The organism is Paenibacillus sp. FSL R5-0928, assembly GCF_037970385.1.
GTDB lineage: Bacteria > Bacillota > Bacilli > Paenibacillales > Paenibacillaceae > Paenibacillus_AQ > Paenibacillus_AQ odorifer.
The window spans coordinates 6123901-6145902 of record NZ_CP150225.1 but is presented as its reverse complement, the minus strand read 5'-3'; the positions used below and the strand labels follow the sequence as shown (position 1 = coordinate 6145902).

Sequence of the window (22002 nt, the reverse complement as noted above, 5' to 3'; positions counted from 1 at the left end):
CTTGCTCAAGAGAAAGGGAAGAGGTTTACGATGAATATGAAGTTATTCAAATATGCTTTACTAGTTTTTTTAGGTGCTTGTAGTTATGGCTCACTCTCTACGATCGTCAAGCTTGGAATGAACGATGGCTTTAGAATGAAACAATTGGTAGGATCACAATACTTTTTTGGATGGTGTATGCTGCTCTTGCTGGTCTTATTATTTTCTCGAAAGAAATTAGGGCTAAAAACAGGCGGGAAATTATTAGCCGCTGGGATCACTATCAGTTTAACTGGCATATTTTATGGCTTCGCCGTTGAACAATTGCCTGCTTCGATTGCGATTGTACTGTTATTCCAATTTACTTGGATCGGTGTAATTCTGGAGGCGGTTGTAGATCGAAAACTTCCTAGTCGGGAAAAAGTGATTTCGATGGTTATCCTTCTAATTGGTACGGTATTAGCGGGGGGCATCCTTGAGCCGAGTGTAGGTGGAATCACGACCACTGGTGTGGTTTTTGGCTTAATGTCAGCCGTGTCGTTTGCCTTCTATATTTTTGTGAGTGGAAGAGTAGCTACGCAGGTACCTGCCGTTAATAAAAGCTTGTATATGACCACTAGTGCAATGGTTATTATTATGACTGTTTTTTCTCCTTCGTTTTTATATGACGGTGCGATTACCGATGGGCTTTGGAAATACGGCCTACCTCTAGGTTTGTTGGGCATCGTAATTCCAGTTCTGTTCTTTTCGATCGGGGTTCCGAAGCTGGGTTCAGGTCTAGGCGCGATTTTAGGGGCAGCGGAGTTACCGGCAGCTGTAGTAGCCTCCGTGTTAGTTCTGCAAGAAGAGGTATCATTACTTCGCTGGATCGGGATTATCGTAGTTCTGATCGGGATCGCAGCTCCACAAATCCTACCGATGGGGACAGGGAATAAGTCATCCAAACCATCACCAAAACAATCACTCCGTAAGGTAGAACTTTAATCGGCAAACTGACATCGATGGTATGATCTGATCCTGAGAGGATTAGATTATCTATCGGTGTTTTTTTTGTGGAAAAAAAGATTGGTGTTAATTTTTCTGGTATCGATAATGGATGTCTAATATATAGTGGTTCTATTCTTAACTAAATGGAGATGACCACTTATGAACAGTAAAAACTATGACTATTTTAAAACGCTGCATGATCAAAAAAATCCACTGATCCTGTACAACTGCTGGGATGTAGCCTCAGCTAAAGCAATAGAGCAAGCTGGATCAAAGGCGGTAGCAACTAGCAGCTATTCCATGGCGGAAGCGTGGGGATATTCGGATGGTGAACAGCTTACATTTGAGCTTATGCTTTGGATGATTTCAAAGATTGCCGAACGAGTAGCGGTTCCATTGACCGTAGACATCGAAGGTGGATATGCTATAGATGAGGATACTTTAGCGCATAACATGGAGCAGTTATTTCAATTAGACATCTGTGGTATCAATTTTGAAGATCAGATTGTAAATCATCCTAACAATGAACTATGGGAGACCAGCGAACAAAGCCGTAGGATCAAAACCATACAACAAGTAGCCTCCAAACTGCAAAAGCGTGTGTTTATTAACGCTAGAACGGATATTTTTTTCAAGGATAAGGAACATTCGATGGATCTAGTGAATCAAGCTATAGAACGTACCTATGCTTATGCTGACGCTGGAGCGGATGGGATTTTTATACCGGGGCTCGCTGATCCAAGCTTGATTGAACAATTTGTCAAAAAATCGCCACTGCCTGTGAATATCATGGTTATGGACGGTATGCTTTCAAATCATGAATTGCAAAAAATTGGCGTGAAACGTATTAGCTATGGCCCGCGTAGTTTCTTTCAGGCACAACATAATCTTCAGGAAAATGCCCGGCAAACGCTTGACGCCTCAGGACTTTATTTAGAAATGAGCTAACCATACTATGATAACTAATGAGCAGGATATCAATAAATATTATAAGATGCTGGTCGAGAAAAACTCGAATTATGAGGGCGTATTTTTTGTAGGAGTGAAGACAACGGGGATCATGTGTAGGCCAACTTGTCCCGCTAAAAAGCCATTAAAAGAAAATTGTGAGTTTTTTGCTACAGCCAAGGAAGCCTTATTAGCATCATATAGACCATGTAAAAGGTGTCAGCCGTTATCCAATCCAACAAAAATGTCTCCTGAAGTAAAGCTGCTTGTAGAAGCTATTGAGAGCAATCCGGAACGAAAATGGACAGATAAAGATTTTGATGAGCTGTCTATTAGTGCAAACACGGCACGCCGCCAATTTAAGAAACAATTCGGGATGACCTTTATCGAATATGCACGTTCTAGACGTTTAGGACTGGCATTCAAACATATTAGGAATGGGGATTCAATCATTAACGCACAACTGGAAAGCGGGTACGATTCGAGCAATGGGTTTAGGGATGCCTTTTCACGAACGATGGGGACTGTCCCGAATCATTCCAAGCAGATTAAAGTGCTGTACTGTACTTGGATAGAAACGATATTGGGTTCCATGCTGGCCATCTCCGATGAAGAGAGTCTTTTACTGCTGGAATTTGTGGATCGCAAGGGTCTTGAAAATGAAATCAAAAGATTACGCACTCGCTTAAATGCAACTATATTACCTGAAAAGGTAGCCGTCCTTCACCAAATTGAGGAGGAATTGAAGCTGTATTTCACAGGTGAACTTACGGAATTTACAACGCCGGTTCGTTATCTGGGCTCAGACTTTCAGCAAAAGGTGTGGAATGAACTCCGGAAAATACCTCTGGGACAGACAGCTTCTTATAGGGAGCTTGCAGAGAAAATCAATAATCCCTCTGCTTGCCGCGCTGTAGCAAGGGCGAATGGTACCAATCAACTCTCAATCTTGGTTCCATGTCATCGAGTGATAAACAGCAATGGTGAATTGGGTGGCTATGGAGGCGGGCTTGCCAGAAAAGAATGGTTAATCAAACATGAGTCTAACCGCTCCTTAAATAAGAATAATTTCATTTAAACTACTCCTCTCTATTACGTAGAATGTGATGGATCCCCTTACTTCAAGGCAGGAGATTCATCACTTTCTGTACTTAAATACTGAACTAACATGTCCACAAATCGGTTAGCAATTTGAATATCCTGAAGTTCGTTGTTGAAATCGTCTTTGGAAATCAGGCTCATTTTCTGTAATAAACCCATCATAGACGTGAAGATGAAATGAGCAGTGGATAAGGGTTCTGTATCAAATTTTAACGATCCATCTTTAACTCCGGCCTCCAGAGCATCCATTAAGAAATGTCGTTCTTTTCCCCGCATCACAAAATCTTTGTACTTTTCTTTGAGTTCTTTACTGTAATCATAGGCTTCAAAATGCAAATCGAATAGAAGAATGAATTTGATGTAACCTGGGTGTTGCCGGGCATAATCAATCCAAGCATTAAGCATCGAAGCAAGCATTTGCTTACCATTCATTTCAATTGAAGAAGGTGCGCTTCTAACAAATTGGGTCATGCTCTCCAGAATTTCCATCTGGACCTCAAAAATCAGTTCGTTCATGGACTGGAAATGCTTATAAAAGGTAACCCGGCTTACACCAGCCACGTCGCAGACATCCTTAATATTAACTTTGAGAAAGCTTTGCTTCATAAAAAGATCCTTCGCCGCAGCAATTAATTCTTCCCGGTTTTTGTTTTTTAAATTCTGGTGCCAGTTCTCAGTCATGGGCGACACTCCTTTCTTGCTCTTTTTTTGGTTTTTGTAAGGTGATGAAAAAGGCAGATGCCAGGATAATTGCCCCAAAAATATAGGGAATATTAATATGTTTGTCAAACATCAATCCCGCTAAAATGGGTCCAAGTATGTTTCCTATACTGGTGTACGTTGTATTTAATCCGGCAGCATATCCTTGCCGATCGCCAGCTGAATTGGCAATCAATGTACTTACTGTGGGGCGCAAAAAAGCATTAAAAGCAAAAAATAAACCTGATACAACTAATAAATAACCTAAATTGATCTTGAATATCATCAACAATAAGGTTATAGCGGTCATCACCAATGATATACGTATAAGCTTTATCTCGCCAAGTCTCTTAATCAGATGATCAAGCAGCCAGATCTGCACAATAATGCCTATAATAGCACCAACCGTAATAATGATTGAGATTTTCGTTGCATCAAAACCGTATTTTTGTTCCACAAAAAGGGCGTACACCGTTTCATAATTCATCAGACCAAATGTCATGATCAGAATGAGCAGAAGATAGCGGAAATAGGGCGTCCGGAATGAATTTACGATTTGATTACGAATGGATTCCCGAGGGTCCTGTTTGTTAACGGATTTCCGTTTTTCCTTTGGTAGTGTCTCTGGCATATAAAAACAAAGTATCGTAGCGATAAGCCCAAGTCCACCCGCAAAAAAATAAGGCACCCGTATTCCAAACCCAGCGATAATCCCGCCTAACCCTGGACCAAGTACCATACCCAAATTCATGGAAGCCCCCAAGTACCCCATACCTTTTGCACGGGTTTCATGGGTGGTGATATCAGCGACATAGGCCATATTGGAAGGGACCATGATTCCGATACCTATACCCCCAATAAATCTAGCGATGTAAAGTAGGGGCAATGTCGTAGATACAGCAAATATCAGATCTGAAAGGACGGTTAAAAACATTCCGGAAATGATCATTGATTTTCGGCCCCATTTATCCGAGAGCTGTCCCCCTATAGGTGAAAAAATAAACTGTGCTGCTCCAAAAGCCGCAATAAGATATCCGGCGGCAGCCCCTGACGCATTAAACAGTTTCAGATATTCAGGTAGAATGGGAATGACCATACCTTGCCCCAATAAAGCGATAAATAGATTCAACATCAGAATGAAAAGTGGAAATCTAGCAGACTTAGATAAGCTGCTCATATCATAGCCCTCCCATATAGTTTACACTGTGTAAAGGTTTACTCGATGTAAACTATAATAATGGAATGATGGGCCCTTGTAAAGGTGTGTCTGAAATTTAGGATACGCTGTTTTTAGTATGTTTTTTCAAGTAAAAAAAGTACTGTTTTAAACAAAAGAAGGAAAATTTATGAATTCACATCATTATCCAAGTATGATAGCATGATCTATATATTTTGGTGTAAAGCGCGGGCTTATCTTAATAAGATTGGAGCGAACATCATGCTTAAGGTTCTGATCGTGGACGATGAACCCTGGGTTCTTGAGGGGCTAAGGACGATGATCGACTGGGGAAAATTCGGTTATGAAGTTTGTGGTGAAGCTCAAAACGGCACGGATGCGATGAGGCTTATCCAGGAGAATAAACCGGAACTGGTTCTTACGGATATTAATATGCCTGTAATTAACGGTCTTGAGCTTATTACAAAGTTGAATGAGGTGATGGAGAAACCTCCTAAATTTGTGATTTTGTCTGGATATGATGATTTCAAGTATGCACGTACGGCATTGCGCCAGCGGGTAAATGAATATTTATTAAAACCCATTGATGATGAAGAAATAGAGGCTTTATTAAGCAGGATCACTCCAATAATCCAAAATGAAATCGCTTCCAATGAGGAGTTTGATAAAAAGCAATTTTTTATCGTAAATAATATCATCAACCGCCTGATCCAAGGGGAGTATAACGAAAATTTAGAGCTTCTAACCCGAAACACCTTGAAGCTTCAAGCGGATGCAGAGTTAATGTGTATTCTTATCGAACCCGCCTCCTCTACGAATCCATTCCAACCGCAGATAAGTGATTATTTTTCCGAGGAACACTTCTGCTTCTTTCAAGACGGATCGGGAAGAGCGGGGATCATTCTTCAGTCTGCTTCTATCGGCAATGAGAGCCTGGAGACTATCGTCAACCAGATGCATTCAGATCTCACTGAACAATCACAGGAGCTGGTCTTTCTAGCACTTAGCAGCAGAATGGTCGGGGTGAGCTCTATTCGAGAGATTTATAGGCAGGCACTTGAGGTATGGAAACGAAAAACGCACCAGCAGAAAAGAGGGGTCTTTTATTATAGTGAGCTTAGAAACCTGAAAAAGGAAGAACCTCATGAGGATCATTTCAGACAGCTGCTGCATAAGGTCCAAACGAATGATACGGAACAGATCCAGCCTTGTGTAAAAGAAGCGTTCACTGCTTTCGTCGAGAATCTGCTGACCCTTGAAGTTGTAAAAGCAAAAGTGGCCCATTTAGAGCTTACGATCTGTAGAATTATAGCTCAAATGAATGGAGACCCGGATACGATTATGATTAAGCTTCAGCAAGAATACGGAAATCTAGGTGAGCTTAGTGATTATTTTATATTAAGCCGTTATGTACAAAGTCTGTGTGAACGGGCTGCCGTCTATCTGTCTGAATTAGAGCAGCAGAATGAACGAAATACGATTTACAAGGTTATTCAGTATGTGGATCGTGAATTTCGGAATAAATTAAAGCTTCAGGATTTGGCACAACAATTTCATATTAATTCTACCTATTTGGGACAACTGTTCAGAAAGCAAACGGGTCAGGGCTTTAGTGAATACCTAAATGCCAAACGGATTGAAGAGGCGAAAAGTCTGCTGAAACGAACACAGCTAAAGATATCGGATATAGCGGTGCAGGTGGGATTCTCTAACACTGATTATTTTATAGATAAGTTTAAGTTGCTTGTAGGGGTAGTACCATCCGTGTATAAAAATGAGAATAAGAACCAACAGCTCTAGGGGAAGCAAGGTGTTTCATATGGAGAGAAAAAAATTCAGATTTAGAAAAGTAGTGAATGATATTCCCTTGAATTATAAATTTTCCCTTATTTATATCATAGGTGTTCTTCTCCCTATCATTATTATTAACCTTGTTTTTTTGGATCGGATTTCCGATCTGATCAAATCGAGAGAGCAGCAGAACCTGGAAATATCTTTAGAAAGAGCCCGAAAGGACATTCATGATTTCATTGAAGGTGGGGTAGCTGTCAGCTATACGCTTTCTGCCGATAAGAACCTGTATGAATTGCTTGAGCGGACGTATGGGAACTCTATTGAATTTTATGACACTTTTGATGAACAGCTGAGAGACCGCATGAACAGCTATATGCCGGTGAATAATCAGATTGAACGGATTACTGTATTTACGAACAATGATTCCATTGTTTCCGGCAGCAACTATCAGGTCATCAATGAAAAGGTAATGAATAGTGAATGGTATAAGCAGTCGAAGGCTGCGGATAAACATCTGTTTCTTGCCGCTTATCATATGAGTGATACCTCTAGTGTGATTTCTACAGCGCCTTATTTGAGTGTTATTGAGCGAATGGACGCTTACAGCTCATACAATAAGTTTGAAAAGCTGCTTAGAATTGATTTGGATCTCAGTAAAATATATGACGTGATTATCAGAGAAAAAGATTACTTGAGTCTTTATTTAGTTAACGAGCAGGACGAGATTATTATGTCTGCACAAAGCGGCTATCAAAGAGGCACCGCGGAACCTTATCCCGTGTTCAAGCTGCAGGATGATGAGCGCAAGGAGGACGTTCATATTGTACCCGTCGGCGGAGCTAGTTATATAAAGGGCTGGCGGATAATAGGAATTACACAAGGTGAGCGTATTACCCAAGCGATAATGGAGATTCGGATTTATGCAGGGATTCTGGCGTCCATTGTCACGCTAATCACCACCGCTTTTTTATATGTGATGTTAAGATCCTATAATTATCGGGTGAAACGGTTATCCAGACATATGCAGAAAGTATCCAATGAGAAATTTGAGCTGATTCGAATCGATGAAGGCCAGGATGAGATCGGGGGACTGATCCGTAATTTTAACAGGATGACCACTACCATTAATTCCTTGATCAATGATGTATATAAACTGGAGATTCAAAAAAATAATCTGGAGATGGAAAGAGTAAGAGCTGAACTGAATTTTCTGCAAAGCCAGATGAATCCGCATTTTCTGTTTAATACGTTAAATGCCATTTTGGTGGTCTGTACTAAAAATAATTATTCGGATGTTACAGATATTATTAAGAGTTTATCCAAATTACTTAGACGGCTGCTGAGCTGGAAAGAAGATCTCGTCACTCTGGAAGAAGAAATGACTTTCATCGAGATGTATTTAAAAATTGAAAAATTCCGGTTCCGGGATAAATTTGATTATCAATTTGAGATCGATGAGCAGTCGCTTCAATATAAGATTCCCAAGCTAAGCATGCAGCCGCTCGTTGAGAATTCCTGCAAACATGGTCTACAGGCCATAGAGGGACTTGGTGTGATAAAAGTGAAGACGTTAGTGGAGGAGGGACGCTTAAAAGTTACCGTCTCTGATAACGGTAAAGGGATAGAGCCAGAGAAGCTGCAAGAATTATTAGGTAATGTTCAAAATGAAGCGTCTTCGGGAACGAATATCGGAATCCGCAACGTGTACCGCCGATTAGAATTGTATTATGAAGATCAGGTCCGTTTTGATATCAGCAGCGTTCCGGATGAAGGGACCATTGTCACTTTTGACATTCCATTAAAACTCCTGGAACGGAAGAATAGCTAGAAAGTGAGGGACCCCCTATGAAATACAAAGTATTGTTGATCGATGATGAGCCTAGTGCGCTTGAAGCGATGCAGCTATGGATTGATTGGCAGGAGCTTGGCTTTGAGGTATGTGGAACCTCCAGCAATGGCAAAGAGGGGCTGGAGTTAATGAAACAGCTCGAACCAGATCTTGTAATTACGGATGTTAATATGCCGCTAATGAATGGGCTGGAGATGGTCGCAGCTTGGCAACGAGCTGAGATTAAGGAGATTAAGTTTGCCATACTAAGTGGTTATAGTGAGTTTGAATATGCCAAGACAGCTATACACTATGGAATTAATCATTATCTGATGAAGCCAGTGTTTCCAGAAGAAGCGGCAGAAGAATTACTGGAGATTTATCAGGAGCTGGAGCAGGAAGCTCAGAAGCGCAGTTTAAATCAAATAGCCTCCGCGGAGGAGGCTGTTTCTCTCCTGAAAGGAATACTGCATGAGAAAGCTGAGCAGTCGAATCAGGAGGTACTTAACCGATTATCGGAAGGGAAAAGCCATTGGAATATTTGTCTGATACAGACAGAGCCGGTTTTATATACAGAGATCAGAGAGCAAGCCTCAGCCCTCCTAACCGATAAAGATTCGATGTTTCTGATGGATCTGGAGAGTCATTGTTTTGGAATCGTATACGGATACCATTCATTGTCCACTGAGGGAGCTGTGATCGATCAGATCGCAACTCCCTTGCTGAATGAACACCCTAAACAAGCTTTGTATATTGCAGCTGGCGCTGGCGTAGGCTCCTTGCTTCAGATCGGGAACAGTTACCGAACGGCGAAAGAAGCATTAATGTATTATTTTTATTATCCTGAAAATGCAGAGGTCCTGAGTTATCAAGAGATTAAGGATAGTCCCTTCAGTTATCATTATGATCAAATTCAACTGATGGATGACTTGATAAGACCGATTAACACCCTGGACTCCGCAGGCTTTAGCCAAGCTGTGAACTCGGCAGCCCGCAGTTTCCGGGAACAGCGCATCGCTCCAGAGGTTGTGAAGAAAATTGTTATTCATATGATGTATAAGATTATTGAGTTTACCTCGGAAGCCAGTGAAGTTCATGAGTCCTCCTTATCTAATCAAATTAGAATCCCCGCGATGTTAGACTCAATGATCACCTTGACGGACTTAATGCGTAATTTGCTATTCTGCGGCGAGGCCAGTATTGATATCCTTCTTAAGGAACAAAACCTAAGATCACAGGGGATTGTTCAGGAGATTAACAATTATATTGAAGAGCATTTTCGCGAATGTCTTACCATTAAGAGGCTATCAGAGGTGTTTTTCCTGCACCCGGTATATCTGGGACAATTATTGATCAAGAAGAACGGAATTAACTTCAATGAACAGCTGCATAACCTCCGAATAAAAGAGGCAGTACATTTACTTCAACAAAATAAGTTAAAAAATAGTGAAATCGCTGAGAAAGTGGGCTATGGCAATTATAGTCAGTTCCTCAAGCAATTTGAAAAAAAGCTACATATGAGTCCTAACGAATTTAAAAACACTAATACCTAAACTTTTTGGGGGTACATCTTTAATTCTGGCGTATTTTCAGAAGATTATCACCTCTATAATTTAACTTGTAAGGGCTTACAACATTGTTACACCAACAAATATATGGAGGTGCTTTATGGGGGGCAAGTTAATATCCAAATGGAAACTTAGTCTGATTGCTGTGTTATCCCTAAGCTTTACCTTAGCAGGGTGCGGAGGAAATAACAGCAACAATACGACGGCTAAGGGGGAAGACAAACCAGCAGAAACAGCCACTTCAACTGCAGCAGGAACAGATTCTGATAAGATTGAACCTTTCGAAATTAGTATCTTTCTTGGAGAAGCAGGCCAGCAACCAACACCAGATAATAAAATTTATAAAATGATTAAAGAAAAAACAGGCGCCTCATTCAATTTCGAATTCTTGGCAGGAGATCTTAAACAGAAGCTTGGCGTTATGATTGCCGGTTCGGATTATCCAGATCTAATGAGTTCTAATACCCAACTGACGGCAGCAGGTGCATTTATTCCTCTCGAGGACTTGATTGAAGAACACGCTCCAAATTTGAAAGCGCATTACGCAGCTTACTGGAACATGATGAAGGATCCAAATGATGGACATATTTATACACTTCCAAACTATGGTGCGTATAACGGTGATGTGAATTCAACCTATTACTCTGGCCCAGCTTTCTGGATTCAGAAAGCTGTACTTAAAGATGCTGGCTATCCAGTGGTTAAAACTTTGGATGAGTATTTCGATCTTATCGTTAAGTATAAAGAGAAGAATCCAACCATTGATGGACAACCAACAGTTGGGTTTGAGATTCATAACAAAGACTGGAGAAACTGGGGATTGTTTAATGCTCCTCAGCATCTGATCGGGCATCCTAATGATGGCGGAGTAGTGGTTAATGATAACGTGGCAGAAGTCTTTGCGGATAAAGACTATGCTAAGCAGTACTACAAGAAGCTTAATGATATGAATGCATTGGGTATTATTGATAAAGAAGCATTTACAATGGATTATGACCAATATTTAGCTAAATTGTCCAGCGGAGCCGTTCTGGGAATGTTTGATCAGCACTGGAACTTTGGTAAAGCAGAAGATTCACTCAAGACACAAGAGAAAGATATGAGAACTTATGTAGGTCTGCCTCTTGTGTATGATACCAACACCAAAGATTATTATCTGGATCGCCCTGCGCTTAACTTGAATAATGGATTCGGGATCACTGTCAATGCTAAGGATCCAGTGAGAATCCTTAAACTGATGGACACATTGATTCAAGAAGATTGGCAAAGAACTCTCACTTGGGGTATTGAAGGCGAAGATTATATTGTGGAAAACGGCCGCTTTATGAGAACCCAAGAACAACGGGATAACGCAGTTGATGCTACATGGAAGCTGAGTAACAAAGCAGAAGCTTGGTATGCTACCGCTCCGAAAATGCAAGGGTACTTTGCAGACGGTAACTCAACGGATGCGGCAGCCCAACCAGAAGAATATAAGGCAGGATTGGAAGCGTTTGACAAGGAAGTCCTCGACGCATATGGATTCAACAGTTATGTAGATTTCTTCAGTAAGCCTGGACCGAACCCAGTAGCTTACCCTGCTTGGTCCATAGATCTTGTTGAAAATTCTCCAGCAAAAATTGCCGATACGAAGATGGGAGAAGTTAAAACCAAGTTCTTGCCAAAAGCAATCTTGGCTAGTCCTTCCGATTTCGATAAAGTTTGGGCTGAATTTGTTAAAGAACTTAATAAAGCGGATATCAAAGCCTACGAAGACAGAATCAATGAACAGCTTAAATGGAGATTTGATACTTGGAGTGTTAAATAGTTAGAGCTTGCTTAAAAATCAGAAAGTGGTGGCTTATTAGCCAACCACTTTCTGAAATATATGGATGATGTGGGGAGAAAATATATGGATGAGATTTTAACGGGAAAAAAAGTTAACCGGCATCCTAAAAGAAAAAAGAAGCAACCGATTACTATGACCTTGATTAAGAATCAGAAACAGCTAATTTGGATGTCGGTTCCATTGCTGCTTTATATTATATTATTTGCTTATGTACCCGTCTGGGGATGGACCATGGCTTTTCAGGATTATAAACCAGCTAAGGCTTTTGGCGAACAAACGTGGGTTGGCTTGAAACACTTCAAGTTTCTATTTACGGACGATACCTTTTTAAGGGTACTGCGAAACACACTGGCTATGGGATTAATTAATTTCTTTCTAGGATTTATAACCGCGATAACATTGGCCTTACTTCTTAATGAAATCAAAAACGTATTTTGGAAAAGAACCGTGCAGACCATATCCTACTTGCCTCACTTCCTCTCTTGGATTATTGTAACAGGGATTGTAGGTGTCTCCCTCTCGGTTAACGACGGGATTATCAACATCGTACTCATGAAATTACATCTTATTGATTCACCGATTCTTTGGTTGAGTGAAGGGAAGTATTTCTGGGGTATTGTGGGTGCTTCAACCGTCTGGAAAGAGGTTGGATGGAGTACTATCATCTACTTGGCTGCTATTGCTTCTATAGATCCAGCTTTATATGAGGCTGCTGAGATTGATGGGGCTAACCGGTACAAAAAAATGTTCAATGTAACATTGCCGGGAATTAGACCAACCATTGTAATCCTGATGATAATGTCCATAGGACATGTACTGGATGTCGGATTTGAGGTTCCGTACTTATTAGGGAACGGGCTTACTGTAGACTGGTCGGATACGATTGATATATTTGTATTGAAATACGGGATTGGGCAAGGGAATTATTCCTTAGCCACTGCGGGTGGTATATTTAAAACAGTCGTAAGTGTAACGTTGCTGCTATTAGCTAACTGGACTTCGAAGCGGCTAGGGGAAGAGAGGCTGTTATAATCATGGAAAAAACTCAATTGATTCCTCAAAAATCTCCAAAAAGCAATGCTGGAAAACGGATGAGAAATTTGGGGTTCGAACCCGTAGTGTTCGGCACCTTCAATACTATATTTATGGTTTGTCTAGTTATTGTTACCTTGTATCCATTCCTGAATACTATAGCAGTCTCCTTTAATGCGGGGAATGATACCATCCGTGGCGGCATTTATCTATGGCCTAGAGAGTGGACCATACAAAACTACAAGGCAGTTTTTGCCTCTGGTACAATTATTCCTGCTTTTTGGATTTCGGTAGCACGAACAGTGATATCTACGATCCTGAATCTATTTTTGACCACAATGCTTGCTTATACTTTAAGCCGGAAAGAATATGTTTTCCGCAAACAGATTACCTTTATTTTCGTCCTAACCATGTATTTTAATGCGGGTCTGATTCCGAACTATTTCCTAATTAAGGATCTTCATTTGATTAATACGTTTTGGGTATATGTAATACCGACTATGATAAGTGCATTTAATATGATCGTCATCCGTACTTACATTGGCGGCTTGCATGAAAGTCTTATGGAATCCGCGAGAATCGACGGTGCAGGGGAATTCAAGATTTTCATGAAAGTAGTTTTCCCTTTGTGTAAGCCTGTTCTTGCTACCATCGCCCTTTTTGTCGCGGTAGGTGCATGGAACTCATGGTTTGATGCTTTTATCTACACTTCTTCCCGCCAACACTTGAGTACATTGCAGTATGAATTAATGAAATTAATATCATCTAGTATGAATGCGAATAGTAACGCAAGTGTAGCTAACGGGGCAGGGGTAACTGCTGAGTCAGCGGGGTCAATGGTTACTCCAAAGTCCATTCGTGCAGCCGTTACTATTGTTGCTTCGGTTCCAATTTTGCTAGTTTATCCATTCATGCAGAAATATTTTGTAGTTGGAATGAACGTAGGAAGCGTGAAGGAATAAGGAGCTTGCAATCACTATTAAGTAATAGGAAGGTTGTCTGTTAAATTATGACCCCATCTTCAATCACATACACGAATCCGATACTTCCAGGCTTCTATCCTGATCCAAGTATCACTCGGGCAGGGGATGACTACTATTTAGTTTGCAGCTCCTTTGAGTATTTCCCTGGCGTACCTATTTTTCATAGTCAGGATTTGATTCACTGGACACAAATAGGTCATGTGCTCAATCGTGTAAGTCAGCTGGATACTCGTAAAAGCAAGAGCTCTGGAGGGATATTTGCCCCAACGATCCGGTATCATGAAGGAACGTTTTACATGATAACGACCGAAGTACACGGGAAAGGAAATTTCTATGTTACGGCTACGGACCCTGCGGGTCCGTGGTCAGATCCGATTAGTATTCCTTATGGAGGAATTGACCCTTCTCTAATGTTTGATGAGGATGGAAAAGTATATGTAACCACCCAGCAGGGGGCAGATTATGACTCCCATGCCATCCAATATGAGATAGATATCGCTACGGGAGCAGCATTAACAGAACCTGTTGTCATCTGGACTGGGGATGGCGGACCTTGGACGGAAGGACCCCATTTGTACAAAATAAATGGAATGTACTATATCATGACGGCTTCAGGAGGAACGGCTAAGGAACATCGGGAGATCATTGGCCGCAGCTCCTCTCCTTATGGACCGTTTGAACGATTGCCGCATCCGATATTGACGCACAGCGGTACTGACAATCCCATTCAGTATTTAGGGCATGCCGATTTGATTGAGGATCGTAACGGGGATTGGTGGGCCGTATTCCTTGGAGTAAGACTAGTAGATGCAAAATTTACTGTGCTTGGAAGAGAGACTTTCCTTGCTCCCGTAAGCTGGACTGAAGACGGATGGCCGATGATCGATAATAATGAAGACACTGTCGGACTGGAAATGAAGGTTTCACGTGTACCTGGTCAATCACCAAAACCTGAGACTAGTGGAAGATATGATTTTGATGAACATGTATTGCCGCTGGGATTAGCCTTTCTGCGGAATCCGGCTGAGGGAAGCTGGTCCTTAAACGAACGGCAGGGATGGTTATCTCTTCGAGGACAACCGAAAGGTCTCAGTGAAGTAGGCCAAGTGGCTTTTGTAGGCAGAAGACAGCAGCATACTTCAGCAGAATGGAGCACACTGCTTGAAATGGCTTCATCTATTGCTGATGTGGAGGCTGGACTTTGCGCCAGATTAGATGAGAACGCTCATTATGAAATTGGACTTGTTCAAAAAAACGGCCAAAGAGTGATTACAGCTCATGTGACCATGGATGGAGTAACCCATACAGCGGCAGAGGTTCCAACTACTGCCGAGCGAATTTATTTGAAAGTTAAGGCTGAGCTTACCGAATACAGCTTCCTGTATTCTTTGGATGGGCAGGAGTGGAATAAGCTATCAACAGCAGCAGCGTATCCATTATCCCCTCAAGCTGTAAAAGGAAATGGATTTACGGGTGTACTTATCGGATTATATGCAACAGGTCATGGCAAGGTAGCTGAGGTGCCTGCCTACTTCGATTGGTTCGATTATCAGTCTTAATTATTCGAATACTGATATAAATGCGTTTGTCAGGAGGGAACTTGTTGAGACAAGCTAGTGATTACACAGAACCTGCACTAAAAACAATATTTGCTGAGGATTACAAAATTGGCGCAGCCGTTAACCCGTTGACGATTCAATCACAGGAGCACTTGCTCGCCTATCATTTCAATAGCATTACCGCTGAGAATGAGATGAAGTTTGAAAGTCTGCATCCGCTTGAAGATATTTATAACTTTAAGCTAGCAGATGAGTTGGTTGCCTTCGCCCGAAAATATCATATGGTTATGCGCGGGCATACTTTAGTCTGGCACAACCAGACTACGGACTGGTTGTTTGAGGATAAGAAGGGTGGGCCTGTAAGCAAAGAGGCATTGCTTGCACGGCTCAAATCACATATTCAGACCGTGGTTGGGCGTTACAAGGAAGATATCTATGCTTGGGATGTTGTAAATGAAGTTATTGCAGATGAAGGAGAAGAACTTCTTCGCCGGTCAAAGTGGCTGGACATTGTCGGACCGGAGTTTATCGGCAAAGCGTTTGAATATGCTCATGAAGCCGATCCTAAGGCTTTATTATTCTACAACGACTACAACGAGTCTAATCCCCTTAAGCGCGATAAAATCTATAAAATGGTGAAGTCGCTGTTGGAACAAGGAGTGCCGATCCATGGCGTCGGATTGCAAGCACACTGGAATCTATACGATCCGGACTTAGACGATATACGTGCTGCTATTGAGAAGTATGCATCTTTAGGGCTTCAGCTCCAATTGACAGAGCTGGATGTGTCCATGTTCCGTTTCGATGACAAACGAATGGATTTAAAGGTTGCACCTGCCGAACTGCTCGAGCTGCAGGCAGAGCGGTATGAAGCGATGTTTGCTCTGTTGAAAGAATACCGCGACGTGATTAGCTCAGTCACTTTCTGGGGAGCAGCGGATGACTATACATGGCTGGACGGCTTCCCTGTTCGGGGACGGAAAAATTGGCCATTTCTATTCGATGAGCAGCATAATCCTAAGCCGGCTTATCACCAATTGCTTAACGCTGTCACCAAATCATAGAGCGGGTAACCTGCTCAAGCTTGCGAATTATGAACCCGTCCTTTTCAATCCAGGGCGGGTTATTTATACGGGAGGAATATACATGACAAATACCGCTTATGAGGCTTGGCTCAACTATGGCCAGCTGAAATCTGGATCTCTATACAATCAATATACAAATTGGTGTGGTGAGCTGGTTGTAACGGAGGACAACGAAACGATTCAGGCGGCAGCCGCGGAATTCATACAGGGGATGACCTCTATGCTGGGCAAAGCGCCACTGCTCACAGCGCAATCAGAAGGACCGTGTATCGTTATAGGAACCTTCCAAGGGGGGAATCCGTTAATTGGTAGAGTATTCGCAGGAGAGCGAACCGATTCACTGGGTGCTGAAGGTTTCCTTATACGTACAAACGCTGCTGAGAAATGTATCGCTATCGGTGCTTCAACGCCTGTTGGAATATTGTATGGCGTATTCCATCTTTTACGGCTGATAGGAACAGAAAGCGAAATAGACGCTCTGAATTTGTCTATGAGTCCGGTGAACGGCCTGCGAATGATTAATCACTGGGATAATTTTGATGGCAGTATTGAACGTGGCTATGCTGGACGGTCCTTTTTTTACGAGTCCAATCAATTTCTTAACGATACAAAGCGGCTGCGTGATTATGCCAGATTGATGTCCTCTGTGGGGATCAACGCGATTTCGATTAACAATGTGAATGTTCATGAGCTTGAATCTCTATTTATAACGGAGCAATATTTGCCTGATATCGCGTTAATTGCAGGAATATTCCGCGTATACGGAATTAAGCTATTCCTCAGTGCTAACTTCGCCAGCCCGATACAGATCGGAGCATTGGAGACAGCTGATCCACTGGATTCAGCGGTGCGGCAATGGTGGAAAGATAAGGCTAGTGAGGTTTATCGGGCGATACCTGATTTTGGCGGGTTTGTGGTCAAAGCGGATTCAGAAAATCGACCAGGACCATTCACTTACGGGCGTGACCATGCAGATGGCGCCAACATGCTGGGAGAAGCACTGGAGCCGTTTGGCGGAATCGTGATTTGGCGTTGTTTCGTATATAACTGCAAGCAGGATTGGCGTGACCGTAAGACAGATCGGGCCAGAGCGGCATATGATCATTTCAAACCATTGGATGGCCGATTTAATGATAATGTAGTGCTGCAAATCAAGAATGGACCGATGGATTTTCAAGTCAGAGAACCGGTATCTCCGCTGTTTGGCGCACTGGAACATACCAGTCATCTGATGGAGTTTCAGATTGCTCAAGAATATACGGGGCAGCAGCGGCATCTCTGTTATCTTGTTCCACAGTGGAAAGAAGTCCTTGATTTCAATACTTATGCCAAAGGGCAAACTACGCTTGTGAAACATGTTGTGGACGGATCGGTGTGGGGAAATAAGTATAATGGTGTGGCTGCTGTAACTAATGTTGGAGATGACATGAACTGGACGGGGCATGGGTTAGCTCAAGCTAATCTGTATGGATATGGAAGATTAATTTGGAATCCGGAGCTGACGGCAAAAGAAATAGCTGAGGAATGGATTCGGCTTACCTTTGGCACTGATGAAGGTCTAGTGGCTGCTATTCGCGGGATGTTGATGGACTCATGGAGGATTTACGAATCTTACACAGCTCCATTAGGTGTGGGTTGGATGGTTAATCCGGATCATCATTATGGGCCGAATGTGGATGGGTATGAATACGCCAAGTGGGGAACGTACCATTATGCGGATCATAAAGGCATTGGTGTGGATCGTTCAGTCAAATCGGGAACGGGTTATAGTGGACAGTATATGGGTCTTAATGCATCAAACTATGAGAATCTAGCGTCTTGTCCAGAAGAGCTGTTGCTGTTCTTTCATCATGTTCCATACACGCATGTTCTGCAATCGGGGCAAACGGTTATACAACATATTTACGATACTCATTTCGAGGGGGCAGAGCAGGCTGCACAGCTTCTAGCGACATGGGAATCACTTGAAGGCAGCGTGGATAGTGGATTGTATATGCAAGTGAAGCAACGTCTTGAAGAGCAAGCAGAGCATGCGCAGGAATGGAGAGATCGGATCAATACGTATTTTTACCGCAAGAGCGGAATTGAGGATCTTAAAGGCAGAAAGATTTATTAGATTTCGAATCGAGGGATGATGATAGTGAGCCTCACGATTAGAGCGATTCTGGAAGATTTAATGGGAACTGTGGAACAGGTAGAAGGCACTGTCGATATTCTGAACCCAGGGGAACCGGAAACTGAAGTCACAGGGATTATTACGGCCTTCTCTGCCACACAAAATGTTGTGGAGCAAGCAATAGCGTTAGGAGCCAATTTGCTGATCACGCATGAAGGTGTATTTTATAGCCATCATGCGGCGAGCGAGTGGTTAGAAGGTGATCCGGTTTATCATGCGAAAAAAAGTCTGATCGAACATTCCCAAATTGCTATTTTTCGTTATCATGATTATTGGCATCGGCAAAAGCCGGATGGAATTATGGTGGGTTTACTGCGAGAACTAGATTGGTCCGCATACGTGGAAGAGCAGCAAGCAGCTGCTACGATTCTCACTATTCCTGCTATGACTGTACTGGAAGCTGCTCAATATATTAAAAGTAAGCTAGGGATCTCTTATGTACGCGCTGCCGGTGACCTGTCTCTGTCCTGCAAACGCGTAGGGATATTAGTAGGTTACAGAGGAGGCGGGACGATGGCTATTCCGCATTTTAATGATCACAATCTTGATTTAATTATTGCTGGAGAGGGACCAGAGTGGGAGACTCCGGAATATGTGCGGGATGCAGGGCACCAAGGCAGATCTAAAGCGCTCATCATGTTAGGTCATGCGGAGAGTGAAGCGCCGGGGATGAAATATTTAGCTGAAATCTTAGCAGACAAATATCCCATGCTTTCTAACCGGTTCATTGCTGAACAACCCATCTATCAGATGGTTTAATCTGGGGAAATAAAGAGTACGGAATAAATAAACATATTATGGAGAAAATGAAGGGAAACAGGTCACTGAGAAAGGAGTGTTTCAATGGAAATTCCTTTGGAGGCTGATGAAGTATTAAGTCGGATCAAAAAGCTGCAAAGCGACGGAAGCTCGATCAGTAAAAAACAAGTAAAGCAGAGCGATCCTGAGCTTATGAGAAGTGCGCTGTTCTTTTTTCCAAGCTGGGAGCATGCATTGAAAAACGCCGATCTTTTGTAGCCATAGTATTGTAAGAGGAAGCTAAGTGGACAGGGGAATACCTCTGATTCTGCTTAGCTTTTTTCATATCTCCAGTGAAAAGGATGGCCTTTATATAGAAAGTACTGGTGTTTTAACCTCCGTTTGGCTTGGTTCAGAGCCATTTTCTTAAATAAAACGAGTAAACAAGAGCAAAAGAAAGAGAAAATGAAGAGTATGCTCAATATGAAATGAAAAGCATTGCTTTCAACATTATTTTGACCAGAGCCCTCCTTTACAAGCAAACCTTACAAGAGTATGATTCATCTCAGAACTGACAATTATCTTAAATTTACAATTACATAAGCAATCCGCTTAATTTCCGTTTCTGGAAAGCGGGGGAACCAACAACTGGCAGCCGATGTGAGAGTCGGCACTGGTTATGGGGTGAATCCTGTTCCGGGTGCATAACATGCATCCCTGCAGGTAGGGCAACTCTCACTGCCCGAATCCGACAGCTAACCTCGTAAGCGTATGGAGAGAGGATGAATGGCGTGTTTAGTGATGAATAGCCACAGAGAATCCCTCTGTGGTTTTTTGCTGCGTTTTTAAGCAGATATAGACGTAGAATTTATTATGAAAGAGGTGTTACCTTTGCCTATCGCTAAACTGAACGGAACTTCGCTCTATTATGAAATCAATGGAACTGGCACTCCGGTTGTGTTTATCCATGGACATGGATTAACACACAGTATGTTCAAACCACAGCTGGAGTATTTTTCCGATAAATATAAAGTGATTTTGTGCGATTTACGGGGGAATGGCAAGTCTGGTAAACTGCTGGAGGCCCCACATGAGATTATTGAGACGCAATGTCTGGATTTGATTATGCTGTTGAATGACCTAGGTATTCGTGAAGCAGTTTTTGTAGGAATCGCCTATGGTGGCTTAGTCGTTCAGCATATTGCCAAACAATATCCTGAGCGTGTGAAAGCCATTGTGGTCGCGGATAGCTTCTGTAGGACTCACGGATCAACAATTGTAGGGAAAATACAAACTATGGCAGCATATTGCAGTTTGCTAATGTATTATCTCCCAAGCGAGCTGGTGTTGCCTTCGATTCGGATGATGTACCGAGAGCGCTGGAGTCTGGCCTACAATGAGATTAGAAGAGGGCTGCTGGACAAACGTCCCCGGGAGCTATATCGGCAAAGACTGGCTACAAGCCATGTTGATTACACCAGATGCTTAAAGGCTTTTAAACGTCCTGCTTTATGTATTGTAGGGGACTTTAATGAATTTGGAGTGAATTGTATGAAGGAAATGGTGTCTCAGCTGCCACATGCGCAGTTGGCGATTATTCCGAACGCATTAGATCCAAGTAATCTATGCCAGCCGGAGCAATTCAATGCGATTCTTCAACGTTTCTTAGAGAAGCAGCAGGGCAGTCAGCAGATTAGCTGATCTATAGGGAGACCTTTACAAGCGAAGCGTTTAAGTGGAAAAAGGCGTCCCATAGCCAGGGAGCATGAGCTGGCTATGGGACGTCTTTCTGGGTAGAACTTTAGGGGATTCTCCCTAAAGTGAAGGGGATTATGGCTTCTAGCACGTGAATTAGGGAAATTCTCCCTAAAGTGATAGAGAGCATGGCTCCTAGAACGTGGATTAGGGAAATTCTCCCTAAAGTGAAGGGAATTATGGCTCCTAGAACGTGGATTAGGGAAATCCTCCCTAATAATAGGGTGTTTTTAGCCATAAATGGGTATTTGCAAGAATTTTTAGGGAGGATTTCCCTAAAAACCTTATTTTAAAGCGATTATCGATGAATATTAGGGAGGATTTCCCTAATATAATGGATATCTAACTAAAGGCTGGCTCATCAGTAGTGAAATCTACGAATGAGCCAGCCTTTGGTATTTTACTAACCGGTGGATGTTGAACATTTACAAGCATATTGTACCTAGAACGCCACTTAATGTCCCTACCCTACCACAGCATCAAATATAGTTCACCCGACGTGGGAAAGAACAGTAGTCTCTAAGTAGTGAAGGTAAGAGTATAGAAGGGGCGTAGTAAGCGTCTCACCCGACATGGGAAAGAACAGTAGACTCTAAGTAGTGAAGGTAAGAGTATAGAAGGGGCGTAGTAAGCGTCTCACCCGACATGGGAAAGAACAGTAGACCCTAAGTAGTGATGGTAAGAGTATGGAGGGAGGCGTAGTAAGCAGCGCATCAGACGTGGGAAAGAACGGTAGACCCTAAGTAGTGATGGTAAGTGTATAGA

The 22002-nt window shown here is 42.4% G+C and carries 17 protein-coding genes and 1 riboswitch; of the genes, 15 read left to right on the top strand and 2 right to left on the bottom strand.

The genetic code is table 11. The features are described 5' to 3' along the window. Window positions 1-36 precede the first annotated feature (36 nt). The 3 genes from MKZ16_RS27750 (at window position 37) to MKZ16_RS27740 (ending at window position 2992) form a co-directional block, all read left to right on the top strand. Entirely contained in the window at window positions 37-963 is a 927-nt protein-coding gene (locus MKZ16_RS27750; RefSeq protein ID WP_081386569.1) for a DMT family transporter, read from the top strand. A gap of 162 nt (window positions 964-1125) precedes the next feature. Further along, the gene (locus MKZ16_RS27745; RefSeq protein WP_076104883.1) at window positions 1126-1914 is read left to right on the top strand and encodes an isocitrate lyase/phosphoenolpyruvate mutase family protein; all 789 of its coding nucleotides are present in this window, start codon (window positions 1126-1128) and stop codon (window positions 1912-1914) included. A gap of 7 nt (window positions 1915-1921) precedes the next feature. After that, entirely contained in the window at window positions 1922-2992 is a 1071-nt protein-coding gene (locus tag MKZ16_RS27740) for a trifunctional transcriptional activator/DNA repair protein Ada/methylated-DNA--[protein]-cysteine S-methyltransferase (protein ID WP_076104884.1), read from the top strand. A 38-nt stretch (window positions 2993-3030) separates the two neighbouring features. Here the strand turns inward: MKZ16_RS27740 and MKZ16_RS27735 are convergent, their stop codons facing one another. Further along, window positions 3031-3696: a TetR/AcrR family transcriptional regulator gene (locus MKZ16_RS27735; RefSeq protein WP_076104885.1), complete on the bottom strand. Its 666-nt coding sequence runs from the start codon at window positions 3694-3696 to the stop codon at window positions 3031-3033. Continuing rightward, complete coding sequence (locus MKZ16_RS27730; protein ID WP_076104886.1) at window positions 3689-4891, bottom strand: MFS transporter; 1203 nt, start codon at window positions 4889-4891, stop codon at window positions 3689-3691. The genes MKZ16_RS27735 and MKZ16_RS27730 overlap by 8 nt, the downstream gene beginning before the upstream one ends. 261 nt (window positions 4892-5152) lie before the next feature. Between MKZ16_RS27730 and MKZ16_RS27725 the strand changes: the two genes are divergently transcribed. The 12 genes from MKZ16_RS27725 to MKZ16_RS27670 all read left to right on the top strand — a co-directional run bounded on the left by MKZ16_RS27725 (window position 5153) and on the right by MKZ16_RS27670 (window position 21183). Beyond that, complete coding sequence (locus MKZ16_RS27725; protein ID WP_076104887.1) at window positions 5153-6691, top strand: response regulator; 1539 nt, start codon at window positions 5153-5155, stop codon at window positions 6689-6691. A gap of 19 nt (window positions 6692-6710) precedes the next feature. Then, a complete protein-coding gene (locus MKZ16_RS27720) occupies window positions 6711-8513 on the top strand; it encodes a sensor histidine kinase (protein ID WP_036685623.1) in 1803 nt (600 codons plus the stop codon). A gap of 17 nt (window positions 8514-8530) precedes the next feature. Beyond that, entirely contained in the window at window positions 8531-10066 is a 1536-nt protein-coding gene (locus MKZ16_RS27715; protein ID WP_076104888.1) for a response regulator, read from the top strand. Between the two features lie 115 nt (window positions 10067-10181). After that, window positions 10182-11888 carry a sugar ABC transporter substrate-binding protein gene (locus MKZ16_RS27710; RefSeq protein ID WP_076098804.1) on the top strand — a complete coding sequence of 569 codons (1707 nt, stop codon included), beginning with the start codon at window positions 10182-10184 and terminating at the stop codon, window positions 11886-11888. 84 nt (window positions 11889-11972) lie between these two features. Next, entirely contained in the window at window positions 11973-12941 is a 969-nt protein-coding gene (locus tag MKZ16_RS27705; RefSeq protein WP_076098803.1) for an ABC transporter permease subunit, read from the top strand. A 59-nt stretch (window positions 12942-13000) separates the two neighbouring features. Then, complete coding sequence (locus MKZ16_RS27700; protein WP_076098843.1) at window positions 13001-13903, top strand: carbohydrate ABC transporter permease; 903 nt, start codon at window positions 13001-13003, stop codon at window positions 13901-13903. 47 nt (window positions 13904-13950) lie between these two features. After that, window positions 13951-15483 (top strand): glycoside hydrolase family 43 protein, encoded by a 1533-nt coding sequence (locus MKZ16_RS27695; RefSeq protein WP_081386566.1) that lies wholly within the window; start codon window positions 13951-13953, stop codon window positions 15481-15483. 44 nt (window positions 15484-15527) lie between these two features. Next, window positions 15528-16547, top strand: coding sequence for an endo-1,4-beta-xylanase (locus tag MKZ16_RS27690; RefSeq protein WP_256715484.1), 1020 nt, complete (start codon window positions 15528-15530; stop codon window positions 16545-16547). Between the two features lie 82 nt (window positions 16548-16629). Next, the gene (locus tag MKZ16_RS27685) at window positions 16630-18684 is read left to right on the top strand and encodes an alpha-glucuronidase family glycosyl hydrolase (RefSeq protein ID WP_076104890.1); all 2055 of its coding nucleotides are present in this window, start codon (window positions 16630-16632) and stop codon (window positions 18682-18684) included. A gap of 60 nt (window positions 18685-18744) precedes the next feature. Next, window positions 18745-19503, top strand: coding sequence for a Nif3-like dinuclear metal center hexameric protein (locus MKZ16_RS27680; protein ID WP_256715485.1), 759 nt, complete (start codon window positions 18745-18747; stop codon window positions 19501-19503). Between the two features lie 84 nt (window positions 19504-19587). Beyond that, a complete protein-coding gene (locus tag MKZ16_RS27675) occupies window positions 19588-19761 on the top strand; it encodes a hypothetical protein (RefSeq protein WP_169744809.1) in 174 nt (57 codons plus the stop codon). Between the two features lie 320 nt (window positions 19762-20081). Further along, a riboswitch (cyclic di-AMP (ydaO/yuaA leader) is annotated at window positions 20082-20268 on the top strand. An 87-nt stretch (window positions 20269-20355) separates the two neighbouring features. Further along, window positions 20356-21183: an alpha/beta hydrolase gene (locus tag MKZ16_RS27670; RefSeq protein WP_080742622.1), complete on the top strand. Its 828-nt coding sequence runs from the start codon at window positions 20356-20358 to the stop codon at window positions 21181-21183. Window positions 21184-22002: the final 819 nt, after the last annotated feature.